The sequence below is a fragment of the Ruegeria sp. ANG10 genome (assembly GCF_040705255.1).
GTDB lineage: Bacteria > Pseudomonadota > Alphaproteobacteria > Rhodobacterales > Rhodobacteraceae > Ruegeria.
Genome location: NZ_JBFCVU010000011.1, coordinates 104,072 through 122,587 on the forward strand (window position 1 = coordinate 104,072; position 18,516 = coordinate 122,587).

At 58.2% G+C, this 18,516-nt stretch carries 14 protein-coding genes; 6 read left to right on the top strand and 8 right to left on the bottom strand.

The window, feature by feature from the left end:
- The first annotated feature begins 78 nt into the window (after nt 1-78).
- Entirely contained in the window at nt 79-468 is a 390-nt protein-coding gene (locus AB1A64_RS19330; RefSeq protein ID WP_366553323.1) for a DUF3307 domain-containing protein, read from the top strand.
- A 13-nt stretch (nt 469-481) separates the two neighbouring features.
- Here the strand turns inward: AB1A64_RS19330 and AB1A64_RS19335 are convergent, their stop codons facing one another.
- The 7 genes from AB1A64_RS19335 to AB1A64_RS19365 form a co-directional block, all read right to left on the bottom strand.
- Nucleotides 482-1,213: a hypothetical protein gene (locus tag AB1A64_RS19335; RefSeq protein WP_366553325.1), complete on the bottom strand. Its 732-nt coding sequence runs from the start codon at nt 1,211-1,213 to the stop codon at nt 482-484.
- A gap of 52 nt (nt 1,214-1,265) precedes the next feature.
- Complete coding sequence (locus AB1A64_RS19340; RefSeq protein WP_366553327.1) at nt 1,266-2,570, bottom strand: FAD-dependent oxidoreductase; 1,305 nt, start codon at nt 2,568-2,570, stop codon at nt 1,266-1,268.
- On the bottom strand, nt 2,567-3,241 hold the full coding sequence (locus AB1A64_RS19345) for a TetR/AcrR family transcriptional regulator (RefSeq protein ID WP_366553329.1): 675 nt from the start codon (nt 3,239-3,241) through the stop codon (nt 2,567-2,569). Before AB1A64_RS19345 ends, AB1A64_RS19340 begins: the two co-directional genes overlap by 4 nt.
- A complete protein-coding gene (locus tag AB1A64_RS19350; protein WP_366553331.1) occupies nt 3,242-4,795 on the bottom strand; it encodes a trimethylamine methyltransferase family protein in 1,554 nt (517 codons plus the stop codon).
- A complete protein-coding gene (locus AB1A64_RS19355; protein WP_366553333.1) occupies nt 4,795-7,197 on the bottom strand; it encodes an FAD-dependent oxidoreductase in 2,403 nt (800 codons plus the stop codon). Before AB1A64_RS19355 ends, AB1A64_RS19350 begins: the two co-directional genes overlap by 1 nt.
- Before the next feature lie 110 nt (nt 7,198-7,307).
- A complete protein-coding gene (locus AB1A64_RS19360) occupies nt 7,308-7,937 on the bottom strand; it encodes a glutathione S-transferase (protein ID WP_366553335.1) in 630 nt (209 codons plus the stop codon).
- 16 nt (nt 7,938-7,953) lie between these two features.
- Nucleotides 7,954-8,451, bottom strand: coding sequence for a class I SAM-dependent methyltransferase (locus AB1A64_RS19365; RefSeq protein WP_366553337.1), 498 nt, complete (start codon nt 8,449-8,451; stop codon nt 7,954-7,956).
- Nucleotides 8,452-8,684: 233 nt separating this feature from the next.
- On the opposite strand from AB1A64_RS19365, the gene AB1A64_RS19370 reads away from it, so the two are divergent.
- The 5 genes from AB1A64_RS19370 to AB1A64_RS19390 are packed head-to-tail and all read left to right on the top strand — an operon-like array spanning nt 8,685 to nt 15,906.
- On the top strand, nt 8,685-10,457 hold the full coding sequence (locus AB1A64_RS19370) for an ABC transporter ATP-binding protein (RefSeq protein WP_366553339.1): 1,773 nt from the start codon (nt 8,685-8,687) through the stop codon (nt 10,455-10,457).
- Complete coding sequence (locus tag AB1A64_RS19375) at nt 10,450-12,360, top strand: ABC transporter substrate-binding protein (RefSeq protein WP_366553341.1); 1,911 nt, start codon at nt 10,450-10,452, stop codon at nt 12,358-12,360. Before AB1A64_RS19370 ends, AB1A64_RS19375 begins: the two co-directional genes overlap by 8 nt.
- Before the next feature lie 14 nt (nt 12,361-12,374).
- Entirely contained in the window at nt 12,375-13,403 is a 1,029-nt protein-coding gene (locus tag AB1A64_RS19380; protein ID WP_170351800.1) for an ABC transporter permease, read from the top strand.
- Nucleotides 13,400-14,554: an ABC transporter permease gene (locus AB1A64_RS19385; protein WP_366553343.1), complete on the top strand. Its 1,155-nt coding sequence runs from the start codon at nt 13,400-13,402 to the stop codon at nt 14,552-14,554. The genes AB1A64_RS19380 and AB1A64_RS19385 overlap by 4 nt, the downstream gene beginning before the upstream one ends.
- Nucleotides 14,551-15,906: a CoA transferase gene (locus tag AB1A64_RS19390; RefSeq protein WP_366553345.1), complete on the top strand. Its 1,356-nt coding sequence runs from the start codon at nt 14,551-14,553 to the stop codon at nt 15,904-15,906. The genes AB1A64_RS19385 and AB1A64_RS19390 overlap by 4 nt, the downstream gene beginning before the upstream one ends.
- An 88-nt stretch (nt 15,907-15,994) precedes the next feature.
- Here the strand turns inward: AB1A64_RS19390 and AB1A64_RS19395 are convergent, their stop codons facing one another.
- The gene (locus tag AB1A64_RS19395) at nt 15,995-18,361 is read right to left on the bottom strand and encodes a mechanosensitive ion channel family protein (protein ID WP_366553347.1); all 2,367 of its coding nucleotides are present in this window, start codon (nt 18,359-18,361) and stop codon (nt 15,995-15,997) included.
- Nucleotides 18,362-18,516 lie beyond the last annotated feature (155 nt).

The following is an 18,516-nucleotide window of genomic DNA, read 5'->3' on the forward strand; positions in this document are numbered from 1 at the left end:
CATGTGTGACCTAGTTTATTTGCGCCGCACCAGTTTAGCCCCTAGAGTTCGCTTTAGGACGATATCGGGAGAAACAATTTGACCGCCAGCTTGGGCGCAGTGTTGTTGATGCTCTGCTTGTTGCAGATCAAACATATGTTCGCGGATTTCTACCTTCAGACACCCAAAATGCTATCCGGTCGTGGTGAGTATCTTCACTGGGGTCGCGCGCAACATGCCGGCGTACACGTTATCGGATCCGTTATTGTCTTTGTGCTGTTCGGTGCGCCTTGGGCTTTTATTCTTATAATAGCCGCCCTGGAGTGGATCGTACATTTCAACATCGATTTTGCCAAAGCCAGTTATTCTGACAAGAAAAAACTGATGCCAACACAGGCTGCTTTTTGGCGCGCTGCGGGTCTGGACCAGTTGATGCACAACCTGACCTATATCGCGATGGTCTGGGCCTGGGCCGAATTCGCCACCTGATCTATTGACCGTTTCAGGCGAAATCTCTCAGGGCTGACGCGCGATAGGCAGCCAGCCATTGCTGGTCCAACGCATCAAGCTTGCTAGTGTCGAACCTGTCCGCAACTTCCCAATACCGCCCCGAGGGCACGTGATACCCCAGCTCATTCTCCGACTGGACAATAGCCTGCATCGCATCGGTTTCGGGTAAGTCGTCTCTTGCAAGATCACCGATCCCGACGGACGGAAACAGCAGACGGCTCTCTCCTTTTGACAGCCTGACGACCTGGCATCCCTGCACTGCACCAAACAGCGCCAGGCGCGCCGATTTAGCCTCGAGCGATCGCAAAGTGATATCCGCGCGCAGCGGGTCTGCCTCTCCGGTTCCGTAGAAATGTGTTTTTCCGGCGCTGGGGTAGATCATGTCACAGCCAAAAAAGGCCAGCACCGCAGGCCGTAGCGCCGCCAAAGCCCAATAGCCCGCTGTAAACGCCATCGTCCCGCCAGCGTAGACAAATCCACCGAACCCATTTTGCGCCGGTACATAGTCCTGCGCCGTGATGATCCGCTGATGCGGGGCAAGTCCAGTTGGATGGTTTGTTATCGGGAAATCTTCGGGGTGGATCAGAATGTCCCAATCAGGCCGGATGCGCCAGGCGTTGTTGATCGCGACAATATGGGTAAAGGGATCGCGCGCCCAGTCTTGCACGGCCAAAGCGCCGGGCGCGCTGCCCAGTATCAGAACTCGGTTCGATGGTTCAGTCATCCAGGACCCCGCACGTAGTTCCTGGAAAGACTAGAGCAGTTTTGCAGGCAGGCTAGCCCAGAACCGAAAAACTGCTTTCTTCATTGATCGGACGTTTACGCGAGTAGAAGCCAACATCGATCATCCGCTTGATATAGGGCAGCTCGAATTGCAGGGGATGCACGTCGTGATCGGCCCCGCCCTCGCAATAGTCGATCAGGGCAGTCATCATCTTGCCCGCAATCGGCGCGTTCTTGTACTGGTTCCCGCTGGTGCCGCAGGCCATGTAGAACCCCGGCAGGCTGGATTTGTCATAGATCGGAATCCAATCGGTCGACGCATCATACAGATCGACCACCCCGCGGGTTTTGGATGGAATGCCAAGGCTGGGCACCCGCTGGGCATAGCGCATCGCCTGCGTTGTCCACTGGTCGGTGAAGTCGTGATTGTAGTGTAAGTCATCCTCGCACCATTGATGCGGATCGCATTCGGGATCTTCTGAACCCACGAGGATATGATTGCCATGTTCAGGGCGGCAGTAACACGCAATATCGCTATCCGAGACGATGGTGCCATCGTTCTCGAAATCGAACCCGTCGGGTGCGGGAACGTGGACCACTTCCTGTCGCAGAGGGCGGGTTTCGATGGTCATGTCATCCAATACGCCAGCCATCTTGTTGATGATAGCCGACCCCGGTCCGGCTACATTTACTACGACCTTGGCGCGGATTTCCTCGCCCGAGGCCAGCTTGACCCCGGCCACGCGACCACCTTCCGACAGAATTTCAACCACTTCGGCCCCGGTGCGCACTTCTGCCCCATGCTGTTTGGCGGCATCCATCAGGTTCTGCGCCGACAAGGCCGGGTCGGTGACGTATCCCGCCTGTGGCCAGAACACGCCGCCCTGCATCTTGTGCCCGTTCGGGTGACCAAATTCCGGGTCGTCCATACGTTTGGGTGGCGTGAAGCTTTCCAATGAATAAACCGGCAGACGTTCGGTTATCTTTTCGGGTGACCAGTCCTCGAACGGGCAATCCAGATCGGCGCTGTTTTTCATGTGCTTTTCCAGCATCCCGTTGGCTTCGGTCTTCATCACCAGACATCCGGTTTCACGAAACTGCGCCAGATTGGTATCTGCTGGCAGGCCCAGGTATTCGGCCCAATCGCGCCAATAGTGATAGCCTTCCCACGCAAATGCCGTGCCATCAAAGGTCGAATAATGCATGCGGATGATCGCGCAGGACCCGGCGGTCGAGCCGTGGCCAACCTGTGCGTTCCGGTCCAACGACAGAGTTTTCCATCCGGCCTTGGCCATCTCGAACGCGATGGCTGCGCCAATGACACCGGTGCCAATGATAATTGCGTCTGGTTGACTCATTCTGTTGCTCCCTCCCAATAGCGCTTTGAATAGGCGCTGAATTCTTCGACTTCTTCGGGTCTGGGTTCGACCCCGGTGAAGACGTAAAGGTAATGCGACACCAGAGACAGCCGCGTTTCCATCGGCTCGTTCAACTGCGCCAGATCATACCCGATTTGCATGTAGTACAACACGCGCGCGCGGGTTTCGGCCTCGACCTCAGAATACCCATACCGCGTGAACATGGCGTGCAGCGCCTGAAGCCGTCTTGCGTCCGATTGGTCCAGCGCCCGTCTCACCTTGCCCGATTTACGCGCCCAGTCGCGCACGGCGAAATCCAATGCTGTATCGAAAAGCTCTGTGTTCACCACGCAGCGATGCACATTGCAGACGGCAGCCGTGATGGTTTCTGCCGGTGCTTCGGCCTGCGCGATCAGCGCCGCCGTATTGGTTGCCTGCCAGCGAGCCAGCAGCGCGTCCAGCAATTCCTGCCGGGATTTGAAGTACCAATAGAAAGACGACCGCGACACGGCCATCCGCTCGGCCAGGTTCAGAACCTTGATCTGGTCCACCCCGTCCGAGATCAGCACGTCCATCGCCACGTTCAGCCAATCGTCACGCGTGACCTTGATGTTGCCGACCAGCGGTTCGGCCTTGGGATCGTCCCTGTGCAGGATCGGTTTGGTATTCATTTAACTCTCCGGCGGTGCGCCGCCCTCAGCGGTACGGCGTGCGATAAATTCCTGCAAGGCACCCAATCTGTCGCTGTCCCCGGCGGGCGCTTTGAAGTCGTTCAGGATGGTCTTCCAAACGTCCGTTGCACGGTTATTGGCGTCGATTGACCCGCGCTCGGTCCAGGTGCCGAAATTGGCATAGTCATGCACATGGGGCTCGTAGAATTCGGTATTGTAACGCTCCATCGTCTGGCTGGAGGCAAAGAAATGTCCGCTGGGTTCAACCTCACGTAGGGCGGTGTCATAACCGATCTCGGCCGTGCCCGCTTGTGCGCCAGCACACAGCTCGGCCACCATGTTCAACACTTCGGCATCGCAGATCATCTTCTCGAAGGATACGGTCAGGCCACCTTCGAGCCACCCGGCGGAATGAATGATTACCGTCGCCCCGGCCATCAGGCACCCCCAAAGGCCAAACTGATTTTCATTAGCGGCCTGAACATCGTTAACATTCGACGCCGACCCGGCGGCAGAACGCCATGGCAGACCCAGATGCCGGGCCAACTGGCCCGCCGCCAGGGACGCCTGAAAATGCGAGGGTGTGCCGAATGCAGGCGCCCCCGATTTCATGTCTACGTTGCTGGTGAAGGTCCCATAACATACCGGCGCGCCGGGATTGGTTAGCTGGGTCAGGGTCACCGCCGCCAAAGCCTCGGCATGCGAAAGCGTAATCGCCCCGGCCACCGTAATGGGTGCCATCGCCCCCATCAGAGTGAACGGCGTGACAATCGACATCTGACCGTGGCGGGCAAAGTCGATCAGACCCTGCGCCATAGGGATATCCAACGTGCGCGGGCTGTTGGTGTTTATGATCGTATAGCTGTGCGGGGTGGCGCGGAATTCATCATCCGACAGGCCGCGTGCGGTCGACAGCATCTCAAAGCAGTCCATCACCTGCGGCGTGCCGCGAGAGTAGAAGAACGGGAACTTGTCCGTCAGTTCCATCTGCGCCTGCGTGGTGAAATAGTGGCGCAGATGGGTCGGCACGTCCTGTGGTTCGACTTGCGGCGAGATCATCTGGAACACATCAAAGTGGTGAGTAAGCTTCAGGAACTCCAGATAATCCTGACCCGTCGCGGGGCGGCGGCCTCGTTCCAGATCGGTGGCGTTCGGAGCCCCTGCTCCCGGTTGGAACACTAGGCTGCCCAATTCCAGCGTGAAATCACGGCGGCGCGCGCCGGCACGGCAATTGATCGACTTGGGGGCTGACGCAATGGCGGCCTCAACGATCTCTCGGCCGATAAAGACCATTTCACTGTCTTCTTCCACCCGCGCGCCTGCCTTGTCGAATATTCGGCGGGCCTCGGGCAGCAGAACCTTGACGCCTAGTTCCTGAAGTGCGCGCAGGGCGGTTTCGTGCATATCGGCGATCTGGTCCGCCGGGAATACCTCCATTACCGGGAACGGATTGCGCAACTGTCGGTAATTCACATCGCGACTTGGCGCGGGCGCGGCGTCTGCACCGCGTCCACGACGCCGCCTGCCGCGCTCTGATGTTTGCGAGATTACCATCAGCCCCTCATCGCTTTACCCTGCGGATCGTATGGGGACGGTGCGATCACACGTGCGGGACGTTCAACGCCAACCACATGCACCGTCAGCTCGGTACCCGGTTCGGCCTTGTCGCGGTCGACCAAAGCCATTGCCAGCGATTTTCCGGTATGATGACCATAGCCGCCCGAAGTCACGAAACCCACGCGATTGTCGCCCGACCAGATCGGCTCGTACCCACTGGCATCCGCGTCCAGCGCATCTACTTCCAGCGTTACCTGCACTTGCGACGGGCCGTTGCCATCGCGCTCAGCTATAGCGGCGTCTTTGCCAACAAAATCCTTGCCCCAGTCGATCCAGCGATCCATCCCGGTCATTCCCGGCGTGTAGGCTTGGGTGAATTCCGCCGACCAGATACCAAAGCTTTTTTCCAGCCGTGTGGACAGCATCGCGTTGAAGCCGCATTCGCGGATACCTTTATCCGCACCGGCCTCAAGCAGCATCCGGCGCAGCGCAATGTGATCGCCATAGCGGCAGTTGATCTCATAGCCCTTCTCACCCGTCACTGACAGGCGCGCGACGCGAGCCCGGACCAGGCCGATATCGAATTCACCGCAGCCCATGAAACCAAGACCCGAGATATCCTGTTCCGCCAGTTTCTCGACCACCGACTGCGATTTAGGGCCGACCACGGCGAACCCACAATAGTCCTCGCCCAGATCGCGTACATTGACGCCGTCAATCATGCGATCATCGAACCAGCGCATATGCCAGGCGCGGAGGTAATAGCTGCCCATGATCCACCAGGTGCCATCGCCCCAGTTGAGAACGGTAAGATCCCCCTTGAGTCGCCCGTTCTCACCCAGCATCGGCGCCAGCTTAGCGCGGCCCGGCAGGGGCAGTTTTGAGGCCATGACCTTGTCGAGCCAAGCCTCAGCATTCAGACCGCTGACCTCGAACCGTGAAAAGCCCGAGATATCCAGCAACCCAACCCCTTCGCGGATCACCTTGCATTCCTCGGCCACGATGTCATGCGCGTTGGAACGTTTCAGGGTCGGCGTCTCTTCAAACCCTTTTGGTGCAAAATACAAAGGCACCTCAAGGTCCCAGCTGACGCCCCATTTACACCCCGCCTCGGTCATGGCGTCATGGGCTGGGGCCATCTTCAGCGGGCGGCCTGCGGGCAGTTGCTCATTCGGATAGGTCATCACGAAACGGCGGGAATAGAACTGGCCTGTGGTTTCACGGATGTAGCGTTTGTTCTGGGCGAAATCGCCATAACGCGCCACGTCCATCGGCCATGCATCCGCCTCGGGCTCGCCATGGATCATCCATTCGGCCAGCGTCTTGCCGACGCCGCCGCCCTGCAAGAACCCGGCCATCACCGCACAGGCCGACCAATAGCCAGGCTTGCCCGGCACCGGACCGACCAGAGGGTTGCCGTCCGGCGAGAAGGTAAACGCCCCATTCACCCATGTCTTGATGCCGACGTTCTGGATCGACGGGTAACGCTCAAAGCCCAGCGTCAGTTCGTTCTCAATCCGGTCCAGCTGTTCCTGAAACAGCTCTTCACCATAGTTCCACGGCGCGCCGTCCATGGCCCAGTGTTCGTGGTCCACCTCGTAAATCCCAACCAGAACGCCCTTTTGGTCCTGCCGCATATAGGTGAACCCTTCGAGGTCGACAGTCATCGGCATCTCGAAATCCGCTTGCGCCACTTCGGGCACCGTGTCGGTAATCAGATAGTGGTGTTTCAGCGGCGAGACCGGCAGTTCGATGCCCGCCATGCGACCCACCTGTTTGGCCCAAAGCCCCGCCGCATTGACCACATGTTCGCAAGTGATCGTGCCCTTGTCGGTCACCACCTGCCAACCATCAGCAGTTTGGATCAACTCCTCGACTTTGGTTTCCTCATAATACTCGGCACCACGTTTTCTGGCCGCCGTTGCATAAGCCTGCACCGTGCCGGTCGTGTCGATATAGCCTTCGCGGTCCGCCCACATCGCACCCAACACACCGTCAGTGGACATGATGGGGCAACGGCGCTGCGCCTCTTCCGGAGACAGCAACTCGCAATCCTCAATGCCGATAGACTGAAAAATACGGTAGTTCGCCTGCAGCCACTCCCACCGTTCGGGCGTTCCGGCCAATGTCAGGCCACCGGTCATGTGCATACCGATATTCTGACCCGATTCCTTTTCAATCTCGCTGAGCAGATCGATGGTATACGCCTGAAGCGAGGCCATATTTGGATCAGCGTTCAGCGCATGAACCCCTCCGGCCGCGTGCCAGGAAGACCCCGATGCCAACCGCCGCCGTTCGAGCATCACCACATCCGACCAGCCGAATTTGGCCAGGTGATACAGAACCGAGGCGCCCACAACGCCGCCCCCGATGACTACAACGCGGTACTGAGATTTCATCCTGCCCTCCCAACATGGCCTGGGCAGAACGCTAGACCCACTGTTCACATCTGTCTAGACATTTCTGTACAGTCCTACTGATTCAAGAAACATGAAAGAGTTTGGCCAGTTTAAAGCTGCGCGCTGGGCCGTGTGCCGACCTTTTCGAACCACGCCAGCGCGGCCGAATTTTCCTGCGGTATTCGCGTCTTGATCACGCGGGCAAAGTCCACAAAGACAAAGGTTGAAATGTCAGCCAGCGTGAACTCAGACCCGGCGATATAGGGGCTTTCCGCCAATCGCATTTCCAACAGATCGAAGAAATGCCGAACCCGCGCGGCACCCCGCTGCGCCAGTTCGGGAATCTGAGCGTGATTCATCGGACCGGGAATAGCCCTGTCGGCAAAGGCGGGATGCGTGTTGCGCAAAGTTTCGGCGATGGGCGCGCCGCCTTGCTGTTCAACGATACTGTTCCACGTCAAAACCAACCCTTTTTCATCCGGCGTTCGCCCCATCAAAGGCGGCTCGGGAAAGCGGGCCTCGAGATAGGCCGCGATGCCAAGGTTCTCGGTCAGTGCCGTGCCCTCATCCGTGATCAGCACAGGAAGGGTCGCATTTGGGTTGATCGCTTTGAACGCATCGCTCAGCTGTTCGCCTTTGCCGATCGAGACCTCGCGGGTTTCAATCTCCAGCCCTTTTTCCGCGATGAACATACGGGCCCGGCGCGGGTTTGGGGCGGTCTTGCAATCGTAGAACAGCATGGGATGCTCCTGAGTCTCAGCGGCGATAGACGAAGCACCGGCCCTGAACCGCACCGGGTGGCAAAGGCAGTTCAGTCAGTTCGTCGAAATACATCCGATCACTTGAGACCATCAAACCACCTTCTGCCAGCAGAGGTTGGATCAATGGTGAAACAAATCTGGCAAAGGCGTCGTTCTTTTCCCGGTTATGCCCGCCAAGGTCCGCGTGGACCAGGCTTGCAGTGGCTCCGAAACGCGTCAGCGCGGCGGGCAGCGTTTCGCGCACATCGCCCAGAATCACCCGATCCTCGGGCGGTGTCGAATCTGGGTGGGACGCCACGGCTCGTTCAAACACGTAAACGGGGCGGTCTTTCACGTATTGCGCCATGTGATGATAGGTGCGCCCATTGCCCAAACCCAATTCAAAGACCGGTCCCGCCATGCCACGCGATTCGGTTATGGCAAAATCCAGACAGGCGCGTTGCGACACCATGCGGTCAATGAACAGATCGAGTCGGCTTTGATCGTCGGGCACGGGGAAATCTCTCCTTGATATCAGTCGATTTGCCAGATGGGGTCGATACGCCCCGTGATCGCAAATCCTCAAGACTTTGTGTAGACAAATTGGTGTCAGTTTCACGTTTCCGCGACATTTCACCCTAAGAACGGGTTTGACTAGCCTGCCCCAACCGCGCGAGACTGCGTCAAAAAACACGGGGAGTTGATCAAGCCGATGCCGACCTACGGCCCAACGGGTGGAATACCCGCATGACAGCTTTGTTGTCTGTCCGCGATTTGAGCATCGGTTTTGGTGCGGGTAAATCCGTTGTCAAAGGCGTCAATTTTGACGTCGAGGCCGGGCAGACCCTGGCTCTGGTCGGCGAATCCGGTTCTGGCAAGACCATCTCGTGCCGGGCGGCGCTGCGGATTTTGCCACGCACGGCGCAAATTCGCAGCGGGACGATCATTCTGAATGATTCCAAGGGCACAGAGGATCTGACCAAGATCAGCGAAAAGCAGATGCGCGGCATTCGCGGCAACCGCGTTTCGATGATTTTTCAAGAACCGATGCGATCCCTGTCGCCGCTGCACAAGATCGGCAATCAGGTCAGCGAGGTTCTCTGGCTGCACCGTAGCGCGTCCGAGGCGCAGGCCCGCAAAGAAGTTTTGACTCAGTTCGAGCGCGTGGGCTTTCCCGATCCCCAACGTGCATATGATTCTTACCCGTTTGAATTGTCCGGCGGCATGCGCCAACGCGCCATGATTGCGATGGCGATGGTGTCCAAGCCGGAATTGTTGATCGCAGACGAACCGACAACCGCGCTTGACGTGACGACACAGGCGCAGGTTCTGGGCCTGATCAAGGAATTGCAGCGCGAAACCGGCATGGCGCTGATCCTTGTCACGCATGATCTGGGCGTAGTCGCCAATATGGCCGAGCAAGTCGTCGTTATGCACAAGGGCCGCGTAATGGAATCCGGGGCCGCCGCGCCGATCCTGACCTCACCCGCGCATCCTTATACGCAGCAATTGTTCAACGCAGCCCCCGAGATTCCGGACGAAGACTCGGTTGGGATACCGATGCCCGACGAGGATCTGATCCTGCAGATCAAGAGCGTCTCAAAAACGTACACCTTACGATCCAGCAAAGGCTGGCAGGGCCAACAACTGATCCATGCCTGCCGCGGCGTTGACATGAATCTCGCGCGCGGCAAGACGCTGGCTGTGGTTGGTGAAAGCGGCTCGGGCAAGACCACGGCTGCGCGTATCGCGTTGGGCGCTGAACTGCCCGATCCCGGCGGCGAGGTTCTGTTCCGCACCTCGGCAACTGAAGACCCGATTACCGTCCACCATATGACCCGTGCCCAGCGCACCGCCTTTCAGCGCAAGGCGCAGATGGTGTTTCAAGACCCCTACAGCTCACTCAGCCCGCGCATGCGCATTCAGGATGCGATGACCGAACCGCTAGAGATTCATAAGATCGGCACCGCATCTGAACAGCGTGAAAAAGCCGCGGAGATGCTGCTGCGGGTTGGGCTGAACGCAGACATGCTGAAACGCTATCCCCATGCCTTCTCAGGCGGTCAGCGGCAACGCCTGTCCATTGCCCGTGCCATGATGCTGGACCCGCAGCTGATCGTGTGCGACGAGCCTACATCGGCTTTGGATGTCTCGGTTCAGGAACAAATCCTGACACTGCTGGAAGATTTGCAGGACAGTCTGAACCTGTCCTACTTCTTTATCTCTCATGACCTTGCCGTTGTGGCGCGCATTGCCGACGAGGTTGCCGTGATGCGCCGCGGGCTGGTCGTGGAACAGGCCCCGCCCGAAACCCTTTTCTACAATCCCCGCCACCCTTACACCAAGGCGCTGATTGCCGCCCAGCCAGAACCTGACATCAACCGCCCTATCGACCTGAAATTGGTTGCTTTGGGCGCAGGTTCGCCGGACAGTTGGGATGACGCCTTCCGATTTACTGACTCCGTGATACCTTCGCTGGTAGAGATGGAACCCGGCCATAAGGTACGATGCCATGTTTAAGACCACTCGCCCCTTGCTTCTGGCTGCCACGCTGACGGCTACATGGATGCTGCCCGCCTCGGCGGAAACACCCGCCCCAAAGGAAAGCGGATTTTGGGAAAGTGAGGTGAGCGCGGGCAATCTGCCACCTGTTCAGGATCGCCTTCCCGATGAACCGCTGGTTGTCGATCTGGCAGCGAAGGGGCGTGAATTTGGAACGCCCGGCGGCACTTTGCGCACCATGGTCACCCGGTCCAAGGACATCCGCCAGATGGTTGTCTATGGCTATGCCCGATTGGTAGGTTTCAACGAGAATTACGAACTTGTACCCGACCTCCTAGAATCCTACGAAAGCGAGGACAACCGCAAGTTTACCCTGCATCTGCGCGAAGGGCATAAATGGTCAGACGGATCGCCCTTTACCTCAGAGGACTTTCGCTATTGGTGGGAAGATGTCGCGAATAACGAGCTGCTCAGCCCGTCCGGACCGCCCGATTTTCTGATCGTCGAAGGCAAAACGCCAACGGTGAGCTACCCCGACGAAACCACGGTTGTTTTCGAATGGGAAGACCCGAACCCGGACTTCTTGCAGTCACTTGCACAGGCGCGCCCGCCCTTCATTTACCGACCGGCCGCATTTCTGAAGCCTTATCACGAGAAATATGCAAATCCCGAAGAGATGGCCGCGCTGGTCGAAGACAACCGCGTCAAAAGCTGGGCGGCACTGCACAACAAGCTGGATAATCTTTATAAGTTCGACAACCACGAACTGCCCACGCTGCAGCCTTGGCTGAATGCCAGCTCGGGCAAGAAAATCCGGCACAACTTTGTACGCAACCCCTATTACCACCGCATCGACAGCAACGGTGTGCAATTGCCCTATATCGACGTGGTCGAGATGGAAATTGTCGCCCCCGGTCTGGTCGCTGCAAAAACCAACGCCGGTGAAACCGACCTGCAAGGACGTGGGTTGGCGTTCCGCGATGCGTCAATCCTGAAAAAGGGTGAAGAGATCGGCAACTACAAGACACGGCTGTGGAAAACCGGTGTCGCCTCGCAGATTGCGATCTACCCGAACCTGAATTTTGCCGATGAAGGCTGGCGCGACGTTCTGCGCGATGTGCGCGTGCGTCGTGCCCTGTCGCTTGCCATCGACCGCAAGACGATCAATCAGGCGCTGTATTTCAAACTGGCCCAGCCTGGCGCGATGTCGGTGCTGCCCGCGTCGCCGTTCTATGATGAGGAAAACGCTCAGGCCTGGGCGCAATATGACATCGAAATGGCCAATGCCCTACTGGATGAGGCCGGATTGACCGAGCGCGACAAGAACGGCATCCGCATGCTGCCCGATGGCCGCCCGATGGAACTGATCATCGAAACGGCCGGTGAACGGCAAGAGGTCGAGAACGCGCTGCAGATCGTCACCGACACCTGGCGCGAGATTGGCGTCGCTCTGGTCATGCGACCGCTGGATCGGGACATCCTGCGTAACCGCGTTTTTGCGGGGAACACAATGGCTTCGGTCTGGTTTGGCTGGGATGACGGCATTCCGCAGGCCCACACCTCGCCCGCTTATCTAGCGCCGACCGATCAAGTCTTTCTGGCCTGGCCCAAATGGGGTCAATTTTATCAGACCGGCGGCGACGTTGGCGAAGCCCCCGACATGCCCGAGGCCGAGCGTCTGATGCAACTAGCCCATGATTGGGAGGTCGCCACCAACGACGACGATCGCAAGGCAATCTGGACCGAGATGTTAAGTATTCATGCCGACCAGCTATTTGCCATTGGCATCCTGAACGGTGCCCCGCAGCCTGTGGTGGTTTCGAACCGCCTTCGCAATGTGCCCGAACAGGCCATGTGGGCATGGGAACCCGGCGCGCATTTCGGCATTCACCGGCCGGACGAATTCTTCTTCGCCGACTGATCAGGAGCAGCTAAATGGTCATGCTGCGCTATGCGGTGTATCGCTTTTTCACGATGCTGCTGACTCTGTTGGTGGTGTCGGTGCTGATCTTCGTGATCATCAACCTACCGCCGGGAGATTACCTGAGCAATCAGATCGCCGAATTGCAGGCTTCCGGCCAGTCTGCCGGCGTGGCCAAGGCGGAATTTCTGCGTGCGGAATATGCGCTGGACCGGCCCGTCTGGGAACAATATCTGATCTGGATGGGATTCTGGCCCGGTCCACACGGGTTCGAGGGGCTTCTGCAGGGCAACTATGGCTGGTCCTTCGAATTCGACCGCCCCGTGGCCGAGATTGTAGGCGATACCCTGTGGTTGACCGTAGTGGTCAATCTGGCCGCCATCCTGTTCGTCTACGCCGTCGCGCTGCCGCTTGGTGTCCTTGCCGCTGCCAAGTCCCGGACGTGGATCGACTATACGTCGGCTTTTGTGGGGTATCTGGGTCTAGCCACGCCGAACTTTCTGCTTGCGCTGATCCTGTTCTATTACGGCCACCGTTACTTCAACCTACCCATCGGCGGCTTGATGGACCCATCCTTTGAAGGCCAGCCGATGAGCTGGGATAAGTTGAAATCCATCCTTGTCCACCTGATCGTTCCGACCTTTGTGATCGGTACGTCAGGGGCCTCGGCCATGATGCAACGCCTGCGCGCCAACATGCTGGACGAACTGGGCAAACCCTATGTGGAAACCGCCATCGCCAAAGGGATGGCCCCGTCGCGGATGTTGGCGAAATACCCGCTGCGGGTGGCGTTCAACCCCTTCGTGGCCGATATCGGCAACCTGCTGCCCTCGATGGTGTCTGGCTCGGTTTTGGTCTCGGTCGTTCTTGGCCTGCAAACCATCGGCCCGACCCTTTTGACAGCGCTGAAAACGCAGGATCAATTCCTGTCCGCCTTTATTCTGATGTTCGTGGCCCTGCTGACCCTCATCGGCACCATGATATCTGACATTCTGCTGGTCATGCTTGACCCGCGCATCCGGTACGAGGGGCGTGAAGCATGACCCAACATCCCGACGGTCGTTACGTCGACGACACCCCCTATGACCCGGACGCCGCCCTGCAACAGCTTGAGCGTGCCGATCTGGACGCGCCAAACTGGGTGCTGGTCTGGCGCAAGTTCAAGACTCATAAGCTGGGCTTGATCTCAGGCATTTTCCTGCTGCTGTGTTATCTAATGCTACCCTTTGCGGGGTTCATCGCGCCCTATGGCCCGAATGAACGGAACGGAGAGCACCTCTATGCCCCGCCCCAAAGCATCAACTGGTTCTACGAGGGCAAATTCATTGGCCCGCACGTCTTTCCCATCGTTGCCGAAGCTGATCTGGAAACCTTCCAGTGGAAATTCGTACCCGACCTCGAAGACCCTCGGCCAATCAAGTTTTTCTGTGAAGCGTCCGAATATAAACTGGCTGGCCTGATCAAAACTGACACCCATTTGTTCTGCGCCCCTGAAGGCGCAACGCTTTTCCTATGGGGGTCTGATCGTCTGGGACGTGACGTTTTCAGCCGCATTCTCTATGGCGCGCAACTGTCGCTGACCGTGGGTCTGATCGGCATCTCGGTGTCTTTCACCCTTGGAATTATTTTCGGTTCGATGGCTGGCTATTTCGGCGGCAAGATCGACTGGGTGATAAATCGGATCATCGAAATCCTGCGATCCCTACCCGAACTGCCCCTGTGGCTGGCCCTGTCCGCCGCTGTGCCTTCGAACTGGAGCCCGGTGGCGGTGTTCTTCATTATCTCGATCATCCTTGGCATACTTGATTGGCCTGGTCTGGCAAGATCTGTACGCGCCAAATTCCTGTCGCTGCGCGAAGAAGAATACGTACGCGCGGCCGAGATGATGGGCGCAAGCTCGGGTCGGGTGATCCGCAAGCACTTGCTGCCGAACTTCATGTCCCATCTGATTGCATCGGCCACCCTGTCGATCCCTGCGATGATCCTGGGGGAAACGGCGCTCAGCTTCCTTGGTCTTGGGCTGCGCGCACCCGCAGTCAGCTGGGGTGTGATGCTGAATGACGCACAGAACCTCGCCTCGATCGAGATCTATCCGTGGACGGCAATCCCGATGCTGCCGATTATCGTTATCGTGCTCGCCTTCAACTTCCTGGGCGACGGTTTGCGCGACAGCTTGGACCCGTATCAGCAATGAGCCTGATTTCCGCCCTCCCCGCTGTAGACAGCTACAAGTCGACCGGGAAGGGCGCATGGTCCAGCGCGTTTGCCGTATCCGAACTGGCAACCGCCAGTTTTGCTGCCGTTGGTCAAGAGTTGGCGCGCCTGATCACAGCGATGAACCTTGCCCCCACAGCGCCTGAGATATCGGTCAATCATCGTTTGGCTTCGCTGTGGTACGGGTCTTCGTTCAAACCAGACGGGTGGGAGATGCCCAGCCTCTGGGACCCAATCGCCGGAGATTATCAGGCGTCGGATGGCTGGATCAGGCTGCACACCAATCTGCCCTCCCACCGGGCAGCGGCACTGAAGGTGCTGGAAGCGAAAGCCAACCGGGACGCAGTTGAACAGGCTGTGAAAGACTGGTCCATCGCCGATTTGGAAACCTCAGTTGTGGCCGAGGGCGGCGCGGCCGCCGCGATGCGCGGTCGGACCGAATGGCTGGAACACCCGCAAGGGCGGGCGGTGTCGCGCGATCCGCTGATCGGATGGCACAGCCCCCGGCACATTACGCTGCGCGACCGTCCCGAGGCAACGGCCCGACGGCCGCTGGCGGGCTTGCGCGTTTTGGACCTGACGCGTGTTCTGGCCGGACCGGTTTCAACCCGCACGCTTGCGGGGTTCGGGGCTGAGGTACTGCGCATCGACCCGCCCGGATGGGATGAGCCGGGCGTCATTCCCGGAATCTCTTTGGGCAAGCACTGCGCCTACCTGGACCTGAAATCGCCTGTTGGCCTGAAGAAACTGCAAGACCTGCTGGAGCAAGCGGATGTTTTCATCCATGGCTATCGCCCAGGCGCGCTGGACGCGCTTGGGCTGACCAAGATTAAACGCGATGAACTGGCCTCCAACCGTATTGAGGTCACTCTGAACGCTTATGGCTGGCAGGGGCCATGGTCCAACAGACGTGGTTTTGACAGTCTCGTACAGATGAGCGCAGGCATCGCAGATGCGGGTCGCGTCTGGGCCAAGGCCGAAAAACCCACTCCACTGCCGGTTCAGGCGCTGGATCATGCGACAGGCTTTCTGATGGCTGCGACGGTCATGTCAGCACTGGCCGAAGCCGCGTCTGCAAACTCTATCATGCTGGCGCAGCTGTCACTGGCTCGTACAGCTGAACTGCTGGCCGCCCTGGCGAAATCCGAGCAGGATGAAGAGATCGCAACCGCCACGGCATCCGACTACGCACAAGAGGTTGAAGCATCCGGCTGGGGGCCCGGCCATCGCCTGAAACCGGCCTTGTCCGTAGGCCAGGCCCACATGTCATGGGCTCTGCCAGCCGCCAAGCTGGGCACATCCCAACCCATCTGGCCTTCGCTGACCACCTAATCTGATCGCCGCGCGGCACGCGCGGCGCGGCCCAACGCTTTGGGTAGCGTCTCGTCAGAGACGCATCCCAAAGGGGCGGGAGCCTTCCCTAGCGATCGTCTCCACCGGGGCCGATATCGTCCAGATAATCCTCATCAATCGCCGCCTGCACCGCGCCGGTCACGGCTTCGCGCTGCTTTGACGTCAGATCCTCGGGTTCTTTGCCTTCGGCCAATCGTACGGTGACTTCGCGGTGAGCAAACTTGATCCCTTCGCGTGCGAACAGCTCGCGGATATCCTGATAGACTTTCTTGCGCACCAGCCACTGGTCACCGGGCTTGGTCATGAACTTGACCCGGATGATCATCGCGGAATCCTGCATCTCAATCACGCCCTGCGATTTCAGCGGCTGGATAAAGTTGTCGCCGATCACCGGGTCGCTCAGCAATTGTTGACCCAGTTTCTTGATTAGCTTGCGCACCTTCTCAACATCAGTGTCATAGGTCACACGCAGCGGCAGCTTCATGATCACCCAATCACGGGAATAGTTGGTCAGCACCTTGATCTCACCAAAGGGAATCGTGTTCAGCGCGCCCAGATGGTGACGCAGCTGGAATGACCGGACCGAGATTTTTTCGACCGTCCCCTTCACGTCTCCGATGTCGATATACTCCCCTTTCCGAAACGCATCATCCATCAGGAAGAACGCCCCCGAAAAGATATCGCGCACCAGCGTTTGCGAGCCGAACCCAACAGCCAACCCCACCACACCAGCACCGGCAAACAGCGGGCTGACATTGATCCCCAATTCCATCAACACGATCAAAACGATCGTGACGACAACAACGGCCAAAATCGCGCCACGGAACAGGGGCAGCAGGGTCGCTAGACGGCTTTGCCCGCCTTCGCCGCCTTCATCGCCCAACTCGGCCTCTTCGCCGCCATCATCGGTTTCCTCGGCGATTTTCGAGTCGATCCAGATGCGGAAGAAGTGGAACAGAATATAGCCGATGAACAGGATGACCATCACATCTAGAGCACGCTCGACCGGCAGGTCCTCGCTCCAACTGGCTTCGGGGTTCCAGATCACCACCAACGCATAAAGCCCGACCACAAAGGCCAAAATCCCTGCCACGCGACGGGCCAAATCCTCATATGTCAGGATCGAGTGTTGGCGTAGTTCCGCCTCGGGTGTCTCGACGGCTTCTTCATCCTCTTCCGCGGCCGCCGCATTCATGTCTCCCATCTGGCGGTTACGATCAAAGTAACGTTCCAGCAGGTAATTCATCGCGCCATAGGCCACGACCACAGACATGAAAATCAAATAGCTGCTGGCCACGATCGGCAGAGAATTCTCATTCTCAAGCACCAGATCAACCGCAAGCTTGAACCAGCTGAATACGATATAGACAACCAGCACAGGCGCCCACGCGAATGAGATGAACCGCAGAATCCACGACACTTGGTCCGGTGCGCGCCCGCCGCGAATGGCATTCGAAATGGCGCGCGCATTGAACATGATCATCAACAAATTGCCCAGCGCGCCCAACATGGTCAGGCCACCATAGACCAAAGCATAGACATTGTAGTTCAACCCGAAATCCGCCACCCAGGTGGCGAACAATACGACCGAGATGTCGTAGGTCGCCAGCGCCGACGCCCAAAAATACAGCCGCTTTGCGTCCCGATCCGAGAAGGGTGGCAAACGGTATTGGCTCAGATAAGGGGACAGAACCATCCGCCACAGGTCGGATATCGTGCGCGACAGGAAAAACGCCGTAAAGATCGCCGTGACCGTAAACTGAATCGAGATATCTTCGGCTTCACCAAAGAACAGGTACCCCACGATCAGCGCCATCAGCATCGCAAAGATCGTGCCCCCGATCCCCATGAAGAATCTGAACACCAGAAATGGCATTTTTTCCCGATAGCCCTGCGGGTTTTCCTTGGACCGCGCCACAACCAGCTTTTTGGCCATGCGCTTGCCGTAAATCTCGGTCGACAGCCAGCGCCCCAGCAGCAGAAACAGGATGTTCCACACCAGAACCTCGACATAGGTCTGAATGCGACCATCCGGGCTGGTCTGCCGCAGAACGTACTGAACTTCGAAAATGGAATAGGGCAAAGCCTCTAGGCGCGATTGCATGGATTCGCGGAACTTTGAGAACCTTTCCTGCGCTTTCATAAGCTGCGATCCGTCGCCCATCGGCCCGCTCGCGTCCTCGGCCGAGGCCTCATCACCTTGCTGACCACCCGAAGACACAACCTGCCCTGCGCTGTCGATGACAATCACACTCGCGCCGGCCTCGGTCGCGGCCTTGATCGCGGCGGCCAGATCACCGTCGGCCCCAGTTTCGGCCTCAGACTCTGAGGTATATCCGGGGATTAAAGGGACTTGCGCCGATGCCCCTTTGACGAAGGCCGCGGCAAACGCCCACAGGATCAGAGCCATTCCAGCAATTAGTCTGAGTTTCATCAATTTTTCTGTCCAAGTCGTATGTTGCATCGCAGGTTACAGAAGCGCCTGAGCGTATTCAAATATTCAGCGTTTCACGGCTCAAGTTCGTGTCATTTCGTGTTTCGGCTGCAATGCAGGCGACAAGAGTGTTTGCAACCTTGAAAAAACTGAAT

Bases quoted from the DNA above. Each gene is read 5' to 3' on its own strand.
- AB1A64_RS19370 (WP_366553339.1), top strand. From the start codon at position 8,685: ATGACAGCTTTGTTGTCTGTCCGCGATTTGAGCATCGGTTTTGGTGCG.
- AB1A64_RS19350 (WP_366553331.1), bottom strand. From the start codon at position 4,795: ATGGTAATCTCGCAAACATCAGAGCGCGGCAGGCGGCGTCGTGGACGC.
- AB1A64_RS19385 (WP_366553343.1), top strand. From the start codon at position 13,400: ATGACCCAACATCCCGACGGTCGTTACGTCGACGACACCCCCTATGAC.
- AB1A64_RS19390 (WP_366553345.1), top strand. From the start codon at position 14,551: ATGAGCCTGATTTCCGCCCTCCCCGCTGTAGACAGCTACAAGTCGACC.
- AB1A64_RS19335 (WP_366553325.1), bottom strand. From the start codon at position 1,213: ATGACTGAACCATCGAACCGAGTTCTGATACTGGGCAGCGCGCCCGGC.
- AB1A64_RS19355 (WP_366553333.1), bottom strand. From the start codon at position 7,197: ATGAAATCTCAGTACCGCGTTGTAGTCATCGGGGGCGGCGTTGTGGGC.
- AB1A64_RS19375 (WP_366553341.1), top strand. From the start codon at position 10,450: ATGTTTAAGACCACTCGCCCCTTGCTTCTGGCTGCCACGCTGACGGCT.
- AB1A64_RS19380 (WP_170351800.1), top strand. From the start codon at position 12,375: ATGGTCATGCTGCGCTATGCGGTGTATCGCTTTTTCACGATGCTGCTG.
- AB1A64_RS19340 (WP_366553327.1), bottom strand. From the start codon at position 2,570: ATGAGTCAACCAGACGCAATTATCATTGGCACCGGTGTCATTGGCGCA.
- AB1A64_RS19345 (WP_366553329.1), bottom strand. From the start codon at position 3,241: ATGAATACCAAACCGATCCTGCACAGGGACGATCCCAAGGCCGAACCG.
- AB1A64_RS19360 (WP_366553335.1), bottom strand. From the start codon at position 7,937: ATGCTGTTCTACGATTGCAAGACCGCCCCAAACCCGCGCCGGGCCCGT.
- AB1A64_RS19395 (WP_366553347.1), bottom strand. From the start codon at position 18,361: ATGAAACTCAGACTAATTGCTGGAATGGCTCTGATCCTGTGGGCGTTT.